This window comes from Mesorhizobium sp. M5C.F.Ca.IN.020.29.1.1 (genome assembly GCF_003997375.1).
Classification (GTDB): Bacteria; Pseudomonadota; Alphaproteobacteria; order Rhizobiales; family Rhizobiaceae; genus Mesorhizobium; species Mesorhizobium wenxiniae.
In genome coordinates this window covers 1-18307 of sequence record NZ_RZSW01000060.1, presented here as the reverse complement: position 1 = coordinate 18307, position 18307 = coordinate 1, and the positions used below count along the sequence as shown (strand labels likewise).

Here is an 18307-nt window from a genome sequence, read left to right as displayed (position 1 = left end):
CTTCAGGATTGCGAACATCAGCTCCTGCTTGCGCATCACACTGGCGTTCTCGACCTCGAGCGATTCGGCATAAGCGATCAGCTCTGGCGGTTTCTTGTTCTTGAACTCGGTGAGTTTCATTTCTTGCATCATTAGACGGACTCTGAGTGACTAAGCATGGGGAAAATATCGGCGGGATGCGACAAATGCCGGGCGCGGCCGAAGCGATGAAATGGGGCGGCGCATGACGGGAAGGAAGACCCGTCTTTTATCGTCGGTCGACTAAAAGAGCAAGCCGCCTTTTGTGAGCGCCGCGCGTCTCTCTCGACGCGCAAAGGACCCTGTAAGACTTTTTGAGTTCCGCATCGTCCTTTCCGAAAATCGATCCCGATTTTCGGGTCGATGCGGTGGCGTCAAAACGGCTTCACGATGACCAGCACGACGATGACGATCATCAGTAATGTGGGGAACTCGTTGACGATCCGCCAGTGCCTCGCCGGTTTTTCATTGCGGTCCTCGGCGAATTTGCGCACCGCGCCGGCCAGATAGCCATGAACAGCCGAGAGCCCGAGCACCGCGGCGATCTTGGCATGCAGCCATCCGCCCTGAAAACCAAAGCCTTTCCAGGCCAGCCAGAGCCCGAATACCCAGGTGATGATCATGGCCGGATTGATGATGCCGCGCAGCAGCCGGCGCTCCATCACCTTGAAGGTTTCCGACTGGACGGAGCCTTTCTCCGCATCGGCATGATAAACCAGCAGCCGCGGCAGATAGAGCATGCCCGCCACCCAGGAGATGACGGCAATGACATGGATCGCCTTTGCCCAGGGATAGAAATCATCTGGCCCAAACAGGAACAGAAGCCCAGCCAACAAGAGGAAAGCCGCAATCGCTATCGCCGCGCGGCGCATTGCGCCAGCACCACCTTCCGCGGTGCCATTCCCCATCATCGTCATGATGCGCTCCGCACCAGTTTCACCATCGCCTCGACATGCGCGATCGGCGTTTCCGGCGTGATGCCGTGCCCGAGATTGAAGATCAGCGGTCCATCGCCCAGTGCTTTCAGGATAGCGTCGACGCCGTCGGCTAGAGCCTTGCCGCCGGCCACCAGCCGTAACGGATCGAGATTGCCCTGTACGGCGCCGTCGCGCTGCAGTTCCTTTGCCGTCGTCAACGGCACGGTCCAGTCGAGCCCCAGCCCCGTCACGCCGGTCTTCTGGCGATAGCTCCGGTAGTGGGCGCCGGCGCCCTTGGGAAACCCGATGATCGGAACGTTGGGATGCACGGCCCGTACCTGCCTGACGATCTCCGCCATCGGCCTGACACAAAAGGCCTCGAAAGACACTTCGTCTAGCACGCCGGACCACGAGTCAAAAACCTGCACCACATCGGCGCCTGCTTCGATCTGGCGGATGAGATAGGCGGCCGAGTGATCGAGAAGTACGTTCAGCAGCTGCAGGAAAGCCGCCGGCTCGCGATAGGCGAACAGCCGCGCCGGCGCCTGGTCTGAGGTGCCGTGGCCGGCGATCATATAGGTCGCCACCGTCCACGGCGCGCCGCAGAAGCCGATGAGCGTCGTTTCATCAGGCAGTTTTGTCCGCAGCCGTCTGACCGTCTCGTAGACCGGTTCGAGATTCACGTGAAACGTTTCGCCGTCGAAAGCCGCAATCTCCGCCGCCGAGATCGGCGTCAACAGCGGCCCGCGTCCCTCCTCGAAACGCACGTCGCGGCCCAGCGCATGCGGCACGACCAGAATGTCGGAAAACAGGATCGATGCATCGAAGCCAAAGCGTTCTATCGGCTGCAGCGTTACCTCCACAGCAAGATCGGGATCGTAGCAAAGATCGAGGAACGATCCGGCCCGCCTGCGTGTCTCCCGATATTCCGGCAGATAGCGGCCGGCCTGGCGCATCATCCAGAGCGGCGGCGGAAACGCAGCCTTGCCCTTCAACACGTCCAGCATGATCCGGTTTTCGGGCATTCAGCGCTCGCCTCTCCAGGCTTCTCTATAATTAAATATTCTATTTCTAGGAATCTTATGATTCTAAGAGTCTGTTGGTATCGGTGGTTGTCTCCTGTCCCGCTTTGCCCCGGAAAATGCCAGCCAGCATATTGTCGCGTGCTTTTTCTGCCGGATAGGAGGGGATTGGGGACAGTTGGAAATTTCGGACTTGAGTCAACGCGTTATGGCCCGCGCAAAGAAAACGGGCCTGTGGATGAGGCAGAGTCAAAAAAGCCCGTCCCCGAACTTGTCCCCAGCCGCCCGACGAAGCCGACAGCGCATCGAATTGTGGACAAACTGGCATCTGATACAGTCGCCTCCGACCGGCCGATCTTTCCGACTGACCTTATCCACATCGGCCCACAGCTTGGAACGAACCCCTGTGAACAAACCCCAGAGCTTCTTTCACCTTCACCTGATTTCCGATGCCACCGGTGAAACGCTGCTGGCGGCCGGCCGCGCGGCCTCCGCGCAATATAAGGATGCGCGCGCCATCGAGCATATCTACCCGCTCATCCGCACCGAAAAGCAGGTGACGAAAGTCTTCGAGGACATCGAGGAGGAGCCGGGCATCATCCTCTATACGGTCGTCGACCAAAAGCTCGCCCGCGGTATCGACGAACGCTGCGCCGCCATGGGCCTGCCTTGCGTCTCCGTGCTGGAACCGGTGCTGACTGTGTTCCAGTCCTATCTCGGCACGCCGGCCGGCCGCCGCGTCGGCGCCCAGCATGTTCTCGACGCCGAATATTTTCGCCGCATCGACGCGCTCAATTTCACCATGGAGCATGATGACGGCCAGCTGCCCGCCAATATGGACGACGCTGACATCGTGCTCGTTGGCATTTCGCGCACCTCGAAGACACCGACCAGCATCTATCTCGCCAATCGCGGCATCAAGACCGCCAACATCCCGATCGTGCTCGGCGTGCCGGTACCGGAAAGCCTGGTCAACGCCACGAAACCGCTGATCGTCGGGCTGATCGCCACCGCCGAGCGCATCTCTCAGGTCCGCCAGAACCGCATCCTCGGCAACACCAGCGCCTACGAGCCGACCGACTATGTCGACCGCGCCGCGATCGCCGAAGAGCTCGCCTATGCCCGCCAGATCTGCACCCGGCATGGGTGGCCGATGATCGACGTCAGCCGCCGCTCAATAGAGGAGACGGCGGCGGCGATCGTTGCCCTGCGCGGTAAGACGCGCTAGGGCGTGTGATATTCAGGTGATGCCGGCCTGCAAACGGCGGCTTCCTGCGCTTCCGGTGCTTACGTACGAAAAGTACGCTCCGCTCCGGATCTCGGAAGCCACCATTTTCGCCTCGGCCTGACCTGGATCTCGACACACCCGTAGTGAGCGTCAGGAATCGGGCGGTAAAAATGGCCGAAAAAATCATCCTTGCCTCGGGCAGTCCGTTCCGCAAAGCGCTGCTTGTCCATGCCGGCGTGCCGGTCGAGGCGGTTCCGGCGGAAGTCGACGAGCGCGCGCTTGAGGCGCCACTAAAAGACAGCGGTATCTCGCCTGAAGACGTCGCCTTGGTGCTTGCCGAGGCCAAAGCCACCGAGGTCAGCGAGCGAAAGCCCGGCGCCCTGGTGCTTGGCTGCGACCAGACGCTGTCGCTCGGCGACGAACTGTTCCACAAGCCGGTCGACATGGAAGGCGCGCGCCGCCATCTCTTGGCGCTGTCGGGAAAGACCCATCAGCTCAACAGCGCCGTGGTGCTGGCCCGCAACAGTGCGGTTCTGTGGCGGCATGTCGGCATTGCCAGCCTGACCATGCGAAAGCTCGATCCGGCCTTCATCGGCCGCCATCTGGCGCGGGTCGGCGCCAAGGCGCTGTCCAGCGTCGGCGCCTACCAGATCGAAGGCGAAGGCATCCAGCTGTTCGAAAGAATAGAAGGCGACTACTTCACCATCGTCGGCCTGCCGCTTCTGCCCGCTCTGGCCAAGCTTCGTGACCTCGGCGCCATCGATGGCTGAGGCTGCGAAAAAGGCATTCGTCACCGGCCACCCGGTCGCGCATTCCCGGTCGCCGAAGATCCATTCCTATTGGCTGGCGAAATACGGTATCGACGGCAGCTACCGGGCCATCGACGTCGCGCCGGAGGCTTTTGCCGAATTCGTGAGAATGGTCGAGGCGACTGGCTACCGTGGCGGCAACGTCACCATCCCGCACAAGGAGGCCGCCTTCGCGCTGGCGACGCACCGCGATGATGCGGCCGAACAGATCGGTGCCGTCAACACGCTGTGGTTCGAGGGCGGAAGTCTGTGCGGCGGCAACACCGACGCCCATGGCTTTGCCGCCAATCTCGACGAGCATGCGCCGGGCTGGGCCGCAAATAGCCCGGCCGTGGTGCTCGGTGCCGGCGGCGCCGCCCGCGCGGTCATCCATGCGTTGATGGAACGCGGCATCAGTGACATCCGCATCGTCAACCGAACGCTCGCCCGAGCCGAGGAATTGCGCCACCGCTTCGGCGCCGGCGTCTCGGCCCATGGCACGCACGCGACCGGCGAGCTGCTTGCCGATGCCGGCCTGCTGGTCAACACGTCAGCGCTCGGCATGCATGGCCATGAAGGCCTGTCCGCCGATCCCCGCAGGCTGCCGGACCATGCCATCGTCACCGACATTGTCTATGTGCCGCTGGAAACGCCATTGCTGGCCGCAGCCAAAGCGCGGGGCCTGAAGACCGTAGACGGCCTCGGCATGCTGCTGCACCAGGCGGTGCCCGGCTTCGAGCGCTGGTTCGGCATCAGGCCGGAGGTCACTGCCGAATTGCGGCAGATGATCGTCGCCGATCTCGGTGTCCAAGGAATGACTTAGGAGTGAAAGGCATGATCGTGCTCGGCCTCACCGGATCGATCGGCATGGGCAAGTCGACTACGGCCAGGATGTTTGCCGAAGCCGGCGTGCCCGTCCACGATTCGGACGAGGCTGTGCATCGCCTCTACGCCGGCAAGGCGGCTCCGCTGGTGGAGGCGGCTTTTCCCGGAACCACAAAATCCGGGTCGGTCGATCGCACGAAGCTGGCCGAGCGGGTGCTCGGCGATGCCGCAGCCTTGAAACGGCTGGAAGCGATCATCCACCCGCTGGTCCGCGCCGACGCCGACGCCTTCCTGGCTCGGAACCGTGCCGCCAGCGCGCCGCTTGTCGTTCTCGATATCCCGCTGCTGTTCGAAACCGGTGGCCGCGACCGGGTCGACAAGGTCGTGGTCGTCACCGCCTCGGCCGAAATCCAGCGCGCCCGCGTGCTGGCGCGCCCGGGCATGAGCGAAAAGAAGCTGGTGTCGATCCTGGCCAGGCAGGTTCCCGACGCCGAAAAGCGCAAGCGCGCCGATTTCATCATCGACACTGGACAGGGCTTCGATGCGGCGCGCGCGGCGGTCAAGGCGATCGTCGCCGAACTCGTGGGGGATAAGGCCGGCAAGCCTGCTTAACGCGCTTGCATCGGGCGGAATATGTTGCCAATTTGTTCCCATAATGATTCGGCTGGAATAACGCCGGACCCAACGGAATGATTCGATGCGCGAGATCATCTTCGACACGGAAACCACCGGTCTCGATTTCCGCGATGACCGCGTCATCGAGCTTGGCTGCATCGAGCTGGTCAATCGGTTCCCGACCGGCCGCACCTTCCACCATTACATCAATCCGCAAGGACGACCGATTCATGCGGAGGCGCAGGCCGTTCATGGCATCAGCGCCGCCGATCTCATGGGAAAGCCGACCTTCAGCGACATCGCCGAGGAGTTTCTTGCCTTCATCGACGGCGCCAAACTGGTCGCCCACAATGCGACTTTCGATATCGCTTTTCTCAATGTCGAATTCGGCCGGCTTGGCCATCCGCTCGTTGACCCCGGACTTGTCGTCGACACCCTGGCGCTGGCGCGCCGCAAGCATCCGATGGGACCCAATTCGCTTGACGCGCTGTGCCGCCGCTACGGCATCGACAATGCCCGTCGCACCAAGCATGGCGCGCTGCTCGATTCGGAATTGCTGGCCGAAGTCTATATCGAGCTCATCGGCGGCAAGCAGGCAGCCCTCATCCTCGACAACGCCACGGCGCCGGCCGGCGGCAGGAGAAACGTCGACGATATCGATATCAGCATCGGCGCGCGGCCGATTGCACTGCCTTCTCGCCTGACCGCCGCAGAGCGTAGCGCGCACGCGAGCATGGTCGGCACATTAGGCGAAAACGCGCTCTGGCTGCGCGTCGCCGCGGAAGCAAGTTCCGCGGCATAGCGATTGACGGGTAGGAAGGCGATCGGCAGCGAACGTCGATTGTTTCGTTCCGTGGTAATCTCCAAGGTCTGCGACCCGCCACTGAAATTGGCCGCTGGAACGATCGGCTTCCGACCTGTCAGGATCGAGGAGCTCGTCTCAAAGCAAAAAAACCCGGCGCGAGGCCGGGTTCTTCAAAGGCTGCGCAACATCTGCCTCAGCTCACCTTGTCCTTGCCGGCGGCCTGGTCCTCAGCCAGCTTCTGCTGAAACATCTGCGCGAAATCGATCGGATCGAGCATCAAGGGCGGGAAGCCGCCATTGCGCGTCGCCTCGGCGATGATCTGCCTGGCGAACGGAAACAGCAGCCGCGGGCATTCGATGAACAGCAGCGGCAGCATGTGCTCCTGCGGGAAGCCGCTGATGGCGAAAACGCCGCCATAGACCAGCTCGACGTTGAACAGCACTTCCTTGTCGAAGGACGCCTTGGCGTTCAGCGTCAGATTGACGTCGAACTGCTTGTCCGAAAGCGGGTTGGCGTTGACATTGACGTTGATGGCGATGCCAGGGGCCTTGTCGCGGCCGCGCAGCGAGTTCGGCGCGCCGGGGCTTTCGAAGGAAAGGTCCTTCACATATTGCGCAAGCACATTGAGCGAGGGCTGCGTCGCGTCGCCGTTGCCACTGGCCGCGCCGGTCGGCGCGTCGTCTTTGCTGGCCATAAGCCTTTGTCCTTTTGCCTGGGCAGCGTTGCTGACCGGATTGAAATCGGGCGTTCGCTACCATGGCCGGCATGACAAGACAAGGTTTGCCGACCTACTCGTCCCGGGGGCGTTTGCCGACCTACTCGTCCCAGAGGCGTTTGCCGACCTACTCGTCCCAGAGGCGTTTGCCGACCCTACTCGTCCTCAAGGCGAGCTACTCGTCCTTGAGGCGGCGCCATGGAGAATTGTGATCCGGGCCGCGCTTGTAGTCGTCGCCGCGCGAATAGTCGCTGTCGTCAAGGTCGATGGTCTTGTCGCGTTGCCGGGCCCTGAACCCGCCGGTGCTGAAATTGGTCGCCAGCACGATGCGGCCTTTCAACAGGCGCCAGGCAAGGTCGCGAACCGGCGGCAGGAACAGCAGAATGCCGAAAATGTCAGTAATGAAGCCGGGAATGATGAGCAGGATCGCGGCCAGCACGATCATGGCGCCATGCGCGAGCTGGCGGCTTGGATCACGGCCGGCGTCCATCTCGGCCCGGACCCGGGTCATGACGCCGAAACCCTGGTATCGCAACAACAGCGCGCCGGCGATGCTCGAAGCCAGCACCAGGCCGACCGTCGCCAGGGCGCCGACCTGGCGGCCGACAACGACGAAACCAGCGATCTCCAGCAGCGGAAGCGCAAGGATGAACAGGGGAAGCAGCGAAATGCGCAAATCTTGACCGATCGTTTCCATGTTTTGCCGGCCTGCGGGCAATCGCCGCTGGCACTGGCTCTTTTAGATAGGTATGCCTGCCTTTAATTTGAATGATTGCACCTTGCGTTCTATATGCTTTGGATGTTGAACGCTATGCGACCGCAGCCATTGCCTGGCCGGGCGGTCCGGCCGGAGTAGGGATTGATTGGCGGAAGATATGGGATTCTTCGACTTCGGCACGATTTTCTTTCTGGTTGCGGCGGTTGTGATCTTTTTCCAGCTGCGCAATGTGCTCGGCCGCCGCACCGGCAGTGAGCGCCCGCCCTTCGATCCCTATACGGCGGGCCGGACGCGCGACGACACCCAGAAGCCGGAGAATGTGGTCTCGCTGCCGCGCAAGCGAGCGCCGGGAGAGCCGGCAATCGACGCCTATGCGGCGATCGACGCCTTCGCCAAGCCTGACACCGATCTCAACAAGGGCCTGCGCGCGATCAAGGACAATGATCCGGCATTCGACCCGAAGACCTTCGTCGATGGCGCCAAGATGGCCTATGAAATGATCGTGATGGCCTATGCCGATGGCGACCGCAAGACGCTGAAGAACCTGTTGTCCCGCGAGGTCTATGACGGCTTTGTCGCGGCCATCGGCGACCGCGAGGCGAAATCGGAAAAGATCCAGTCCTCCTTCGTCGGCATCGACAAGGCCGACATCGTTTCCGCCGAGATGAAGGGCAGCGAGGCGCATATCACGCTGCGCATCGTCAGCGAGCTAATTTCGGCGACGCGCGACAAGGCCGGCGCCGTCATCGACGGCGATCCCGAAACCGTCGCCGAGGTCAAGGATGTCTGGACCTTCGCCCGCGATACGCGCTCGCGCGACCCGAACTGGAAGCTCGTCGCCACCGAAGAAGAAGACTGAGCCCGGACCACGGCGAGGCTCCGGTGTCGCTATCTCAGGCGTTCCGCGAAAAATCCTTTGACGATCTGCCCGGTTGGGACGAGGACGACCATCTGGCCGCGTTCGCGGCTTTCCGGCGCTCGGCTTTTCATGTCCTGACAAAACCCTATCGCTCCGGCGGGCTCGGCGTCGATTTCAATGCCTTCACCGAGGCCTACGCTGCAGCCCGCACCGTTTCGCCAACCGACCGGGCGCAAGCCCGCGCCTTCTTCGAGCATCATTTCATCCCGGCGCACATAGGGGGCGAAAGCGGCGGCACCGGCCTCGTCACCGGCTTCTATGAACCGGTGGTCGACGCTTCATCGGTGCGAACCGAACGATTTGCGGTGCCGCTGCTGTCGCGCCCGGCCGATCTCGTCGACATCGACGACGGCAACCGGCCGCCCGGCATGGATCCCTATTTCGCCTTCGGCCGCGCCACGCCGAACGGGCCGGTCGAGTATTTCGACCGCGGCGAGATCGAGCGCGGCGCGCTCGTCGGCAAGGGTTTGGCTGGCAAGGGTCTGGAAATCGCCTGGCTAGCCGACAAGATCGACGCCTTCTTCATTCACGTGCAAGGTGCAGCCAGGCTCACCATGACCGACGGCCGGTTTTGCCGCGTCACCTATGCCGCCAAATCCGGCCAGCGCTTTACCGGACCCGGCAAGATCCTGAGTGAATTAGGCGAAATCCCGCTCGAAGCGGTGACCATGCAGTCGGTCCGTGCCTGGTTCAAGGCGCATCCGGATCGCATCGACGAGATTTTGTGGCGCAACCGCTCCTATATTTTCTTCCGCGAGGCGGCTGTCGACGACCCGGAACTCGGGCCGATCGCTGGCGCAAAAGTGCCGCTGACGCCGGGCCGCTCAGTCGCTGTCGACCGTCTGCTGCATACATTCGGCACGCCGTTCTACATCGATGGGCCGTCGCTGACCGCTTTCGACGACAAGCCGTTCCGGCGACTGATGATCGCGCAGGATACCGGCTCGGCCATTACCGGGCCGGCCCGCGGCGACCTGTTCGCCGGAACGGGACATGCGGCCGGCGAGATCGCCGGCGTTGTCCGCAACCCTGCCGATTTCTACGCGCTGATACCGCGCCCGCTTGTACCGGGAGCGGGGCGATGACCCGGCGCATCGACAGGCTGAGCGAGGACGATCGGGTCCTGTGGAACCTGGTGGCGCGCACGGCCAAGCCGCTGAAGGGCAAGTCCGCCAGCGACATCCCGGCTATCGGCCCGGACGTCGGTGATGACACGAAGCCACCGCCGCGTGTCCAGGCGATGGCTCCTGCTGCGGCCACGAAAGCAAAGGCGCAGCATGTCTCGCATGTGATCGACGAACCGACGCTGGAAAAACTGTCGAAGGGCCGATTGCCGATCGAAGGCCGCGTCGACCTCCATGGCCTGAGCCAGGACGAAGCCTATTCGCTGCTGTTTTCCTTCCTGCACCGGGCGCATGCCGGGGGCATCCGTTATGTGCTGGTCATCACCGGCAAGGGTTCGTCGTCGGGCGGCGACGGCATCTTGCGGCGCGCCGTGCCCGCCTGGCTGTCGACACCCGCTTTCAGGCCGCTTGTCTCCAGTCACGACCATGCTGCCCGCAACCATGGCGGCTCGGGCGCGCTCTATGTCCGCCTGCGGCGTGGGCGCTAATGAGGATGCACCCTATAAGGATGCACTTGTGACCCCGTTCGGCGAAAAGCTTCGCGCCCTGCGAAGCCAACGCGGTGTCAGTCAGAAGGCCATGGCCGAGGCGATCGGCGTCAGCGCCGCCTATTTGTCGGCGCTGGAGCATGGCCGCCGTGGCGCGCCGACCTGGACGCTGATCCAGAAGATCATCGGCTATTTCAATGTCATATGGGACGATGCCGAAGAACTCGAGCGGCTGGCGGACACCTCGCACCCACGGGTGAAGCTCGACACGTCGGGCCTCAGCCCCGCCGCCACCGAGCTTGCCAATGTTCTGGCCGAAAACATCGAAAAACTCGACGAAGCGGAGCTTCGCCGCATCACAGCATCGATCCGCGCCGCGCTGAAGCAGCCAAAGTGACGGCCTGCTACTGAACCGCGCCAACCAGAACCGGCTGGCCATCACGGATCGAGACCCAGCGGCCGGTATTGTCGATCGCCTGCCGCTTGAGGAAGCGATAGCCGGTCCGGTCCCACGAGCGGACCTTTCCGTCCAGATTGTCGAGGACGTAGTCGCCCTTGCTTGTGCGCACGGTCAGCACGGCGTGGCCCTCACCGTCCGGCTTGCGCACGACGGTCATCAGAAGATTGGCGTAGGAAACGCCCAAGCGGTTCAATTCGCGGCGCTTTTCCAGGACATAGTCCTCACAGTCGCCAACGCCCTTGGCGGGATAGGCCCAGACCTCGTCCTTGCCATAAATGTCGATGTCGCTTATCGGCTTGACGGCGGCGTTGACCCTGGCGTTGACGCTGAGCATCTTGCGCCAGAGCGCACCGCTCATGGTGGCCGGGGCGAGATTGCCCGGATGGATCGAGCATTCGGCCGGACTGGTCTTGCAGAAATCGTAATGGCCGATCGGCTGCGATGTCGGCCCGCCGGTTGCCATTGGTCCCGCCGAAGCCGCCGTAGACCAGCCTGCCGCAAATGCCAGCCCTAACAGGGCGCACGCGCGCAGCCTTCTCGCCATTGGTGAGGAAATCATTGTCCCCCTCGTCCCTTGTTGTTAATGAAAGGTTAAGGGCGATCTACAGTCCCTGTCAATTATACCAACGGCCAGATTTGCGACATGGTTACCCGCGCGGCCGAAACAGCGGCTATTGTGCAACAGGTCGACTTGAACTGGGCTGCCATCCGGGACTCACAAGGCTACTTCTTTATTTTTTGGCGGTGCGAACCAGCTTCGGCCTCACCGCGACGCGGGTCTGGCGGCCATAGCTGGTGATGAAGTCGACGATGCGCGGCACGATTTCGGAGCGGAAGCGCGAGCCGTTGAAGACGCCGTAATGGCCGACCGCCGGCTGCATGTAGTGAGCGTGCCTGTCCGCGGGGATGTTGATGCAGAGGTCGTGCGCGGCCTGGGTCTGGCCGAGACCGGAAATGTCGTCGTTCTCGCCCTCGACCGTGAACAGGGCGACATTGCGGATATCGGAGGGGTCGATGGCGACGTCGCGATGCATCATTTCGCCCTTGGGCAAAGCATGGCGGACAAACACGGTGTCGACCGTCTGCAGGTAGAACTCCGCCGTCAGATCCATTACCGCCATATATTCGTCATAGAAGTCGCGGTGCTTTTCAGCATTGTCGCCATCATGCTTCACCAGATGCATGAAGAAGTCCTTGTGGGCGATGATGTGGCGGTCGAGATTCATGCTCATGAATCCCGAAAGCTGCAGGAAGCCGGGATAGACCTCACGGCCGAAGCCGGGCACCGGCCACGGCGCCTGCATGATGACGTTGTCGCGGAACCAGTCGATGCCCTTTTCCTCGGCCAGAAGGTTGACCGCGGTCGGATTGCGGCGGGTATCGATCGGCCCGCCCATCAGCGTCATTGTCGAGGGAACGAACGGGTCGCCGCGCGTTTCCATCAGCGCCACCGCCGCCAGCACCGGCACCGAAGGCTGGCACACAGCCATGACATGGGTATCGGGTCCCAACGCATGCAGCATGTCGACGATGTAGTCGATGTAGTCGTCGAGGTCGAAACTGCCATCCGCCAGCGGCACCATGCGGGCGTCGACCCAGTCGGTGATGTGCACGTCGGCATGGGGCAGCATCGCCTCGACCGTGCCGCGCAGCAGCGTCGCATAGTGGCCCGACATCGGCGCCACGATCAGCAGCTTCGGATCGGGCCGGCGGCCGGCGGGAACCGCCCGCTCGAAACGGAGGAGATTGCAGAACGGCCGCGACCACACCGTCTTTTCGGTGACATCGACGCTTTTCCAGTCGACCACCGTCTTGGTCAGGCCGAATTGCGGCTTGCTGTAGCGGCGCGTCGTGCGCTCGAACAATTCGGCCGTTGCCGCGATCGAGCGGCCCCAGGACGTGTGCGTGAATGGATTGAGCGGATTGGTGTAGAACATACGCACCGCATCGGCATAGAAGCGGGCCGGTTGCACGGCGGCGTGGTTCAATTCGTAGAACTGGTAGAACATCGAGAACCCCGCTGCTGCGACCGAAGGGACGACAGCAGTGCCGAGCCTTGAATCTCGCGGCGAGGTTAACAACAAACTGCTGCGATGCAATACGTCAAGTGCCGTGATTTATGCTGATACTTTCGTCTAAGGTGTTGAAAACCGGCTTGAACGGCGGCAGCCGGCTTATTGTGCGTTGCGAAGGAGTAACGAGGCAAGGCGTGTCCGGCTCATGCCGGACACTACAAGCATTACACGCGGTTGGTGCACACGGAAGTATGGCCCGAACTTATGAAGCCGAGCCGCCTGGCGGCGCCCTTCGACAGATCGATCACGCGCCCCTTGATGAACGGGCCGCGGTCGTTAATGCGCACGACGACGCTGCGGCCGTTCTTGCGGTTGGTCACCTTCAGCTTTGTGCCAAAAGGCAAGGTACGGTGCGCGGCGGTCAGCGCCGACGGGTTCATCCGCTCGCCGGAAGCGGTCTTCGAGTACAGCGCGTACCAGGAGGCGCGGCCGCATTGCGCGGCGGCAGGGGAGGTGGATGCGCCGACCATCAGGCCAGCCGCGATCGTCGCCGCGACAAGCGCGGTCCGGTTTGGTTTCGTCATCTGTGGCAAGTGGCTCCGTTTGACAGACCCGGCCGTTAAGGATCGAATGTGGCACGAAATGCGGCAGTCATCTGGCGGTTCCATGACTACAGTACACGTTTGGAGACGGTGGGAAACACTTTGTCAGAGGTTATTCGCGTCGCCGCGTATCCCCGATGGTCTTCGTCTCGATATCCGACGTCGATATACAAGCAGAAGCGAATACGATCGGGTCGCCTCCTTTCGCTTTGCCATCGCGGTCATGGCTGAATTGACGATCGACTTGGAAAGGAAATTCCGGCGATGAGATTGATCAAGAATCTGCTGGCGTTGGTCGTGCTCGCCCTCGGCGCGCTGTGGTCGCTGCAGGGCAGCGGCCTCGTCGGCGGCAGCTTCATGACAGGCCAATCGCAATGGCTCTATATCGGTATCATCACTGCGCTGGTCGGCCTGGGCGGCCTGGTGTGGGCGAACCGTTCGCGCCCCTGACACTCGAACCACCTCAGGGTTTGGCGGCGTTTCGGTCGACCGGCGAATGTGCGCCCGCCACAAACAAGCATTTCCTGTTTTGCGCCCACCTCAGGCAAATCGATGCTGCGAATAGCCGAGGATTTGAAAACCGGTCCCTGTATTCGGGGTTAGTATAGTAGTGTTATCGACATTGCAGGAATTGAGAGAACGATTAGCGATGTCCATATCGCGGCGATCGCCTGAGCATGATGTCGAGCGCTGGCTGTCCAATTGGCGTTCTCGCAGGAGGAAGAACGTCCGGCAAATAGCCTCAACGGCTGAAAACGAAGCAAAATCAACGATGCCCGGCTTGTATATCATGTTACTAGAATTTATGTGTCATACAGGCTTGGACGCGGTGGGACGCACGCCAGGCGCTTCGCAACCGGTGCCCCTGCGCCATCGCACGACAGGAAAACGTTCGGTCTATGCTCACGAAAAAGGGCAAGTACGGCCTCAAGGCGCTCGTCCATCTTGCGCGGCTGCCGGTTGGACAGCTCGCCTTCGTTGGCGATATCGCCACCCGAAACAACACCCCGAAGAAATTCCTCGATGCCATCCTGGTTGAGCTGCGCAACGCCGGTTTCGTCCAGAGCCGCAAGGGCAAGGAGGGCGGCTATCGCCTGGCGCGGCCGGCGGATGAAATCAAGATCGGCCACGTCGTGCGCGTGCTCGACGGGCCGCTTGCCCCCATTCCCTGCGCCAGCCGCACCCGGTATCAGCGCTGTGAAGACTGCAACGAGGCGACATGCCAAGTCCGACATCTGATGCTCGAGGTCCGGCAAGCGATCGCCGAGGTGCTGGATCAGCGCAGCCTCGCCGAGATGCGCGATATCGCCGGCGACGAAGACCTTTCGGCTGCGTTGAAAATCCAGGCCTGAGCCGGAACCGACGGCTCCCGAGACAATTGGTGCGCTCATGACCGGGCGCGCAAATTCGACCGTCCCGAATTCTATCGTTATCGTTGGCGGCGGCGCCAGCGGCGTCGTCCTTGCCGCGCATCTGTTGAAATCGCCCAATCCGGATCTTCGTGTCACCCTGATCGAAAAGCGCCCGCATTTCGGCCAGGGCATCGCCTATTCCACGCTGCTGTCGGCGCATGTGCTGAATGTCAGCGCGGCCGGCATGAGCGCCTATGCCGACGATCCCGGCAATTTCTGGCGCTGGCTGCTTGAATGCGGCCTGGCAACCCAAGAGCAGGCGCCGGTCTACGCGCCGCGCAGCGTCTATGCCCGCTACCTGAAGGAGCTGCTGGACGAGCTCGAGGCTCGCGAGACGGGGCGTCTTCGCCTGATCCGCGAAGAAAGCCTGACGATCTCGCCGACCGGGTCCGGGGCCGAGGTGACGCTGGCCAACGGCACCAGCGTCGTCGCCCACCTTGCCGTGCTGGCGACCGGGCACGACGAGGAGCCGGGCGCCGGCCAGGGCCATGCGATCAGGATGGGATCGGAAGCCGACACCACGCTCGACCCGGAAGCCCGAGTCCTGGTGCTGGGCACCGGCTTGAGCATGGTCGATGCGTTCCTGTCGCTCGAACAGCGCGGCCATCGCGGTCAGATTATTGCGGTGTCACGGCGCGGCCTGCTGCCTTCGCCGCACCGCAAGGGCAATCCGATCAAGCTCGACGTCGCCGACATTCCGCTCGGCACCCAGCTTTCTTATTTTGTCGGCTGGTTTCGCGACCTGATCCGGGAAAACCAGAAGGCCGGCATCGACTGGCGCGACGTCGTCGATGGGCTCAGGCCATTCAACCAGAAGATCTGGCAGAACTGGCCGTCTTCGGCCAAGCGCCGCTTTGTCGAGCACACCAAGGCATGGTGGGACATCCACCGCCATCGCATGGCGCCACAGGTCTACGCCCGCGTCAGCGAGGCGGTTCAATCGGGCCGCATCCGGCTTGTCGCCGGGCGTGTCGTCGGCATCGCGGCGGGCGACGAATTCACCGTGCAAATCCAGTCGCGCCACATGCAGCGTCTCGAAACATGCGACGTCGCCCGCATCTACGATTGCACCGGCATCGCCAGGGACATCTCGACCACCTCGAACAGCGTGGTGCGGTCGCTGGTAGACCGCGGGCTGGCCCGGCCGGATCCGCTGCGCCTTGGCCTCGATGTCTCAGACAATTGCGAGGTCATCGCCAGCGACGGCACCGTATCGGCCAAGATCCTCGCGGTCGGGCCGCTGACGCGCGGCACCTTCTTCGAGATCGACGCCATTCCCGATATCCGCGTCCAGTGCGCGCGTCTGAGCAAGCGGTTGCTGGGGTGAGGCAGAATCTGTTGATGGCAGAGGGGATGGGAAGGATTGCTGCAGAAGGTGTTTGGGTTGAGACCACCAGCAGCTGAAGACTGGAATCCCATTCCCCGTCTGGCCAACGGATTGGCACGATCTATTTTCTTTCAGACTGCAAACGGCTGGAAAAGACGATAGGCTGACAGCCTGCCCAAGGCGGTCGCTTGACCATGGAGCATCTGATATGAGCAAGCATAAGATCGCCGCACCCGACAGTTCCCCCTCGGGCAGTGCCCATTCGGACAGTGCATCGTCTCGTCTGCGTCCGCCCTATGCATCGGTTCTCGACCTGATAGGGCAGACGCCGGTCATCGAGCTAACCAAATTCGACGTCGGCAAGTGCCGACTGTTCATCAAGCTCGAAAGCCAGAATCCCGGTGGCTCGATCAAGGACCGCATCGCGCTGTCGATGATTGCCGCCGCCGAAAAACAGGGCAAGCTGAAGCGCGGCGGCACCATCGTCGAGGCGACCGCCGGCAACACCGGTCTCGGCCTCGCCCAGGTCGGCATCCCCAAGGGCTACCGCATCATCCTGGTCGTGCCCGACAAGATGTCGCGCGAAAAAATCCAGCATTTGCGGGCGCTCGGCGCGGAAGTGCGCATGACCCGTTCCGATGTCGGCAAGGGTCACGCCGAATACTATCAGGACATGGCCGAAAAGATCGCCGCCGAGCTGCCCGGCGCCTTCTATGCCAACCAGTTCGCCAATCCGGCCAATCCGGACGCCCATGAAACCACGACCGGTCCCGAGATTTATTCGCAGCTCGACGGCGACGTCGACGCCGTGGTCGTCGGCGTCGGTTCGGGCGGCACGCTGACCGGGCTTGGCCGCTACTTCGCAGAGGTCTCGCCGAAGACCGAGATGATTCTCGCCGATCCGGTCGGCTCGGTGCTGGCGCCGTTGATCAAGACCGGCAAGATGCAAGAGGCCGGAAGCTGGACCGTGGAAGGCGTCGGCGAGGATTTTGTGCCGCCCAATGCCGATCTGTCGCTGGTCAAAAAGGCCTACTCGATCACCGACAAGCAGAGCATGCTGGCGGTGCGCGACCTGCTGTCCAAGGAGGGCATCCTCGCCGGCTCGTCGTCCGGCACCCTGCTTTCGACGGCGCTTCGCTATTGCCGCGAGCAAACCGTGCCGAAGCGGGTCGTCACCTTCGTCTGCGACAGCGGCAACAAATATCTGTCGAAAGTGTTCGACGACTTCTGGCTGATCGAGCAGGGCCTCGCCGAGCACGAGCAGCATGGCGACCTGCGCGATCTGGTGATGCGCACACACCGCACCGGCGACATCGTGTCTGTCGGCCCGGACGAAAGCCTGCTCAACGCCTATGGCCGCATGCGCCGCTCGGATGTCTCGCAATTGCCGGTGCTGGACGACGGCAAGCTGGTCGGCATCGTCGACGAAAGCGATATCCTCGCCCACGTCGAAGGCCCCTATGACAGCCGCTGGGACCGCTTCAAGGCCCCGGTGCGCACGGCCATGACCGCCAATTTGCACACGCTGCAGGCCAGCCAGACGCTGGACGCGCTGCTGCCGGTGTTCGACCGCAACGAGGTCGCGATCGTCTTCGATGGCGACGAATTCATCGGCCTGATAACCCGCATTGACCTAATCAACCATCTGAGGCGCCGCGCAAGATGACCATCAAAGCCACCGTATCGGGCAGGAACCGTCTGGCCTTCTCGACGCGCACGATCCATGGCGGCCAGAGCCACGACCCGACGACGGGCGCGGTGATGGTGCCGATCTATGCGACCTCAACCTATGGCCAGCAGAGCCCGGGCGTGCACAAGGGTTTTGAATATGCCCGCAGCCAGAACCCGACCCGCTTCGCCTTCGAGCGCGCGGTGGCCGATCTCGAAAGCGGCGCAGCCGCCTTCGCTTTCGCCTCGGGTCTGGCGGCGATCGCCACCATTTTCGAACTGCTCGATTCCGGCGCCCATGTCGTCGCCACCGACGACATCTATGGCGGTACCTTCCGGCTGCTGGAGCGGGTGCGCAAACGCTCGGCCAAACTCCAGGTCGACTTCGTCGACTTCACCGATCTTGACGCGGTCGAAGCGGCGATCCGCCCGGAAACCAAACTGCTGTGGGTCGAGACACCGACCAATCCACTGCTGCGCGTCGTCGATCTCGAAGCTGTCGCGGCACTGGCCAGGCGCAAAGGTGTGCTCTCGGTCGCCGACAACACCTTCTGCAGCCCCTATCTGCAGCGGCCGCTGGAGCTCGGCATCGACATATCAGTCCACTCGACGACGAAATACCTCAATGGCCATTCCGACAT

At 62.5% G+C, this 18307-nt stretch carries 22 protein-coding genes; 14 read left to right on the top strand and 8 right to left on the bottom strand.

All coding sequences use genetic code 11. The annotated features are described in order from the left end of the window. From EOA85_RS07825 to hemE, 3 genes are all read right to left on the bottom strand, one after another. A partial coding sequence (locus EOA85_RS07825; RefSeq protein ID WP_206523259.1) for a Rho termination factor N-terminal domain-containing protein occupies positions 1-129 on the bottom strand: 129 nt, incomplete at its 3' end. Positions 130-392: 263 nt separating this feature from the next. After that, positions 393-935 carry a protoporphyrinogen oxidase HemJ gene (gene hemJ, locus EOA85_RS07820; RefSeq protein ID WP_127208969.1) on the bottom strand — a complete coding sequence of 181 codons (543 nt, stop codon included), beginning with the start codon at positions 933-935 and terminating at the stop codon, positions 393-395. Beyond that, positions 932-1960, bottom strand: coding sequence for a uroporphyrinogen decarboxylase (gene hemE, locus EOA85_RS07815; protein WP_127208968.1), 1029 nt, complete (start codon positions 1958-1960; stop codon positions 932-934). The genes hemJ and hemE overlap by 4 nt, the downstream gene beginning before the upstream one ends. A 403-nt stretch (positions 1961-2363) precedes the next feature. Between hemE and EOA85_RS07810 the strand changes: the two genes are divergently transcribed. The 5 genes from EOA85_RS07810 (at position 2364) to dnaQ (ending at position 6215) form a co-directional block, all read left to right on the top strand. After that, entirely contained in the window at positions 2364-3185 is an 822-nt protein-coding gene (locus EOA85_RS07810; RefSeq protein ID WP_029348035.1) for a pyruvate, water dikinase regulatory protein, read from the top strand. 170 nt (positions 3186-3355) lie between these two features. Then, positions 3356-3955 (top strand): Maf-like protein, encoded by a 600-nt coding sequence (locus EOA85_RS07805; RefSeq protein WP_065006496.1) that lies wholly within the window; start codon positions 3356-3358, stop codon positions 3953-3955. Continuing rightward, complete coding sequence (locus EOA85_RS07800; protein WP_127208967.1) at positions 3948-4796, top strand: shikimate dehydrogenase; 849 nt, start codon at positions 3948-3950, stop codon at positions 4794-4796. The genes EOA85_RS07805 and EOA85_RS07800 overlap by 8 nt, the downstream gene beginning before the upstream one ends. Positions 4797-4807: 11 nt before the next feature. Further along, positions 4808-5410, top strand: a complete 603-nt coding sequence (gene coaE / locus EOA85_RS07795) for a dephospho-CoA kinase (protein WP_127208966.1) — start codon at positions 4808-4810, stop codon at positions 5408-5410. A gap of 85 nt (positions 5411-5495) precedes the next feature. After that, a complete protein-coding gene (gene dnaQ / locus EOA85_RS07790) occupies positions 5496-6215 on the top strand; it encodes a DNA polymerase III subunit epsilon (protein WP_127208965.1) in 720 nt (239 codons plus the stop codon). 196 nt (positions 6216-6411) lie between these two features. Here dnaQ and secB read toward each other — a convergent pair whose 3' ends face one another. Both secB and EOA85_RS07780 read right to left on the bottom strand, forming a co-directional pair. Beyond that, positions 6412-6912, bottom strand: coding sequence for a protein-export chaperone SecB (secB, locus tag EOA85_RS07785; RefSeq protein ID WP_127208964.1), 501 nt, complete (start codon positions 6910-6912; stop codon positions 6412-6414). 196 nt (positions 6913-7108) lie between these two features. Then, positions 7109-7609, bottom strand: a complete 501-nt coding sequence (locus tag EOA85_RS07780; RefSeq protein ID WP_127208970.1) for an FxsA family protein — start codon at positions 7607-7609, stop codon at positions 7109-7111. A gap of 199 nt (positions 7610-7808) precedes the next feature. Between EOA85_RS07780 and EOA85_RS07775 the strand changes: the two genes are divergently transcribed. From EOA85_RS07775 to EOA85_RS07760, 4 genes are read left to right on the top strand one after another with little or no spacing between them, the layout of a single operon-like run. Beyond that, positions 7809-8510 (top strand): Tim44/TimA family putative adaptor protein, encoded by a 702-nt coding sequence (locus EOA85_RS07775; protein WP_065006492.1) that lies wholly within the window; start codon positions 7809-7811, stop codon positions 8508-8510. 23 nt (positions 8511-8533) lie between these two features. Next, positions 8534-9655, top strand: a complete 1122-nt coding sequence (locus EOA85_RS07770; protein ID WP_127208963.1) for a murein transglycosylase A — start codon at positions 8534-8536, stop codon at positions 9653-9655. Next, positions 9652-10182, top strand: a complete 531-nt coding sequence (locus EOA85_RS07765) for a Smr/MutS family protein (protein ID WP_029348044.1) — start codon at positions 9652-9654, stop codon at positions 10180-10182. The genes EOA85_RS07770 and EOA85_RS07765 overlap by 4 nt, the downstream gene beginning before the upstream one ends. 28 nt (positions 10183-10210) lie before the next feature. Beyond that, the gene (locus EOA85_RS07760; RefSeq protein WP_095520159.1) at positions 10211-10579 is read left to right on the top strand and encodes a helix-turn-helix transcriptional regulator; all 369 of its coding nucleotides are present in this window, start codon (positions 10211-10213) and stop codon (positions 10577-10579) included. Between the two features lie 7 nt (positions 10580-10586). On the opposite strand, the gene EOA85_RS07755 is transcribed toward EOA85_RS07760, so the two are convergent. The 3 genes from EOA85_RS07755 to EOA85_RS07745 all read right to left on the bottom strand — a co-directional run bounded on the left by EOA85_RS07755 (position 10587) and on the right by EOA85_RS07745 (position 13241). Continuing rightward, positions 10587-11201, bottom strand: a complete 615-nt coding sequence (locus tag EOA85_RS07755) for a transglutaminase-like cysteine peptidase (RefSeq protein ID WP_127208962.1) — start codon at positions 11199-11201, stop codon at positions 10587-10589. Positions 11202-11373: 172 nt separating this feature from the next. Continuing rightward, positions 11374-12651, bottom strand: coding sequence for a polyhydroxyalkanoate depolymerase (locus tag EOA85_RS07750; RefSeq protein ID WP_127208961.1), 1278 nt, complete (start codon positions 12649-12651; stop codon positions 11374-11376). Between the two features lie 230 nt (positions 12652-12881). Then, positions 12882-13241, bottom strand: coding sequence for a septal ring lytic transglycosylase RlpA family protein (locus EOA85_RS07745; protein WP_127208960.1), 360 nt, complete (start codon positions 13239-13241; stop codon positions 12882-12884). 282 nt (positions 13242-13523) lie between these two features. On the opposite strand from EOA85_RS07745, the gene EOA85_RS07740 reads away from it, so the two are divergent. From EOA85_RS07740 to EOA85_RS07720, 5 genes are all read left to right on the top strand, one after another. Continuing rightward, positions 13524-13709 (top strand): hypothetical protein, encoded by a 186-nt coding sequence (locus EOA85_RS07740; protein WP_029348051.1) that lies wholly within the window; start codon positions 13524-13526, stop codon positions 13707-13709. 449 nt (positions 13710-14158) lie between these two features. After that, entirely contained in the window at positions 14159-14611 is a 453-nt protein-coding gene (locus EOA85_RS07735; RefSeq protein WP_127208959.1) for an Rrf2 family transcriptional regulator, read from the top strand. A 37-nt stretch (positions 14612-14648) separates the two neighbouring features. After that, positions 14649-15998, top strand: a complete 1350-nt coding sequence (locus EOA85_RS07730; RefSeq protein WP_127208958.1) for an FAD/NAD(P)-binding protein — start codon at positions 14649-14651, stop codon at positions 15996-15998. 208 nt (positions 15999-16206) lie between these two features. Then, complete coding sequence (locus EOA85_RS07725; protein WP_127208957.1) at positions 16207-17664, top strand: pyridoxal-phosphate dependent enzyme; 1458 nt, start codon at positions 16207-16209, stop codon at positions 17662-17664. Beyond that, a partial coding sequence (locus tag EOA85_RS07720) for an aminotransferase class I/II-fold pyridoxal phosphate-dependent enzyme (protein ID WP_206523258.1) occupies positions 17661-18307 on the top strand: 647 nt, incomplete at its 3' end. The genes EOA85_RS07725 and EOA85_RS07720, both read left to right, overlap by 4 nt.

What these genes read in the sequence shown, in the direction of transcription:
- dnaQ (WP_127208965.1), top strand. Translation starts at nt 5,496, where the DNA reads ATGCGCGAGATCATCTTCGACACGGAAACCACCGGTCTCGATTTCCGC.
- coaE (WP_127208966.1), top strand. Translation starts at nt 4,808, where the DNA reads ATGATCGTGCTCGGCCTCACCGGATCGATCGGCATGGGCAAGTCGACT.
- EOA85_RS07730 (WP_127208958.1), top strand. Translation starts at nt 14,649, where the DNA reads ATGACCGGGCGCGCAAATTCGACCGTCCCGAATTCTATCGTTATCGTT.
- EOA85_RS07800 (WP_127208967.1), top strand. Translation starts at nt 3,948, where the DNA reads ATGGCTGAGGCTGCGAAAAAGGCATTCGTCACCGGCCACCCGGTCGCG.
- hemE (WP_127208968.1), bottom strand. Translation starts at nt 1,960, where the DNA reads ATGCCCGAAAACCGGATCATGCTGGACGTGTTGAAGGGCAAGGCTGCG.
- EOA85_RS07750 (WP_127208961.1), bottom strand. Translation starts at nt 12,651, where the DNA reads ATGTTCTACCAGTTCTACGAATTGAACCACGCCGCCGTGCAACCGGCC.
- EOA85_RS07755 (WP_127208962.1), bottom strand. Translation starts at nt 11,201, where the DNA reads ATGATTTCCTCACCAATGGCGAGAAGGCTGCGCGCGTGCGCCCTGTTA.
- EOA85_RS07775 (WP_065006492.1), top strand. Translation starts at nt 7,809, where the DNA reads ATGGGATTCTTCGACTTCGGCACGATTTTCTTTCTGGTTGCGGCGGTT.
- EOA85_RS07735 (WP_127208959.1), top strand. Translation starts at nt 14,159, where the DNA reads ATGCTCACGAAAAAGGGCAAGTACGGCCTCAAGGCGCTCGTCCATCTT.
- hemJ (WP_127208969.1), bottom strand. Translation starts at nt 935, where the DNA reads ATGACGATGATGGGGAATGGCACCGCGGAAGGTGGTGCTGGCGCAATG.
- EOA85_RS07740 (WP_029348051.1), top strand. Translation starts at nt 13,524, where the DNA reads ATGAGATTGATCAAGAATCTGCTGGCGTTGGTCGTGCTCGCCCTCGGC.
- EOA85_RS07745 (WP_127208960.1), bottom strand. Translation starts at nt 13,241, where the DNA reads ATGACGAAACCAAACCGGACCGCGCTTGTCGCGGCGACGATCGCGGCT.
- EOA85_RS07765 (WP_029348044.1), top strand. Translation starts at nt 9,652, where the DNA reads ATGACCCGGCGCATCGACAGGCTGAGCGAGGACGATCGGGTCCTGTGG.
- EOA85_RS07725 (WP_127208957.1), top strand. Translation starts at nt 16,207, where the DNA reads ATGAGCAAGCATAAGATCGCCGCACCCGACAGTTCCCCCTCGGGCAGT.
- secB (WP_127208964.1), bottom strand. Translation starts at nt 6,912, where the DNA reads ATGGCCAGCAAAGACGACGCGCCGACCGGCGCGGCCAGTGGCAACGGC.
- EOA85_RS07805 (WP_065006496.1), top strand. Translation starts at nt 3,356, where the DNA reads ATGGCCGAAAAAATCATCCTTGCCTCGGGCAGTCCGTTCCGCAAAGCG.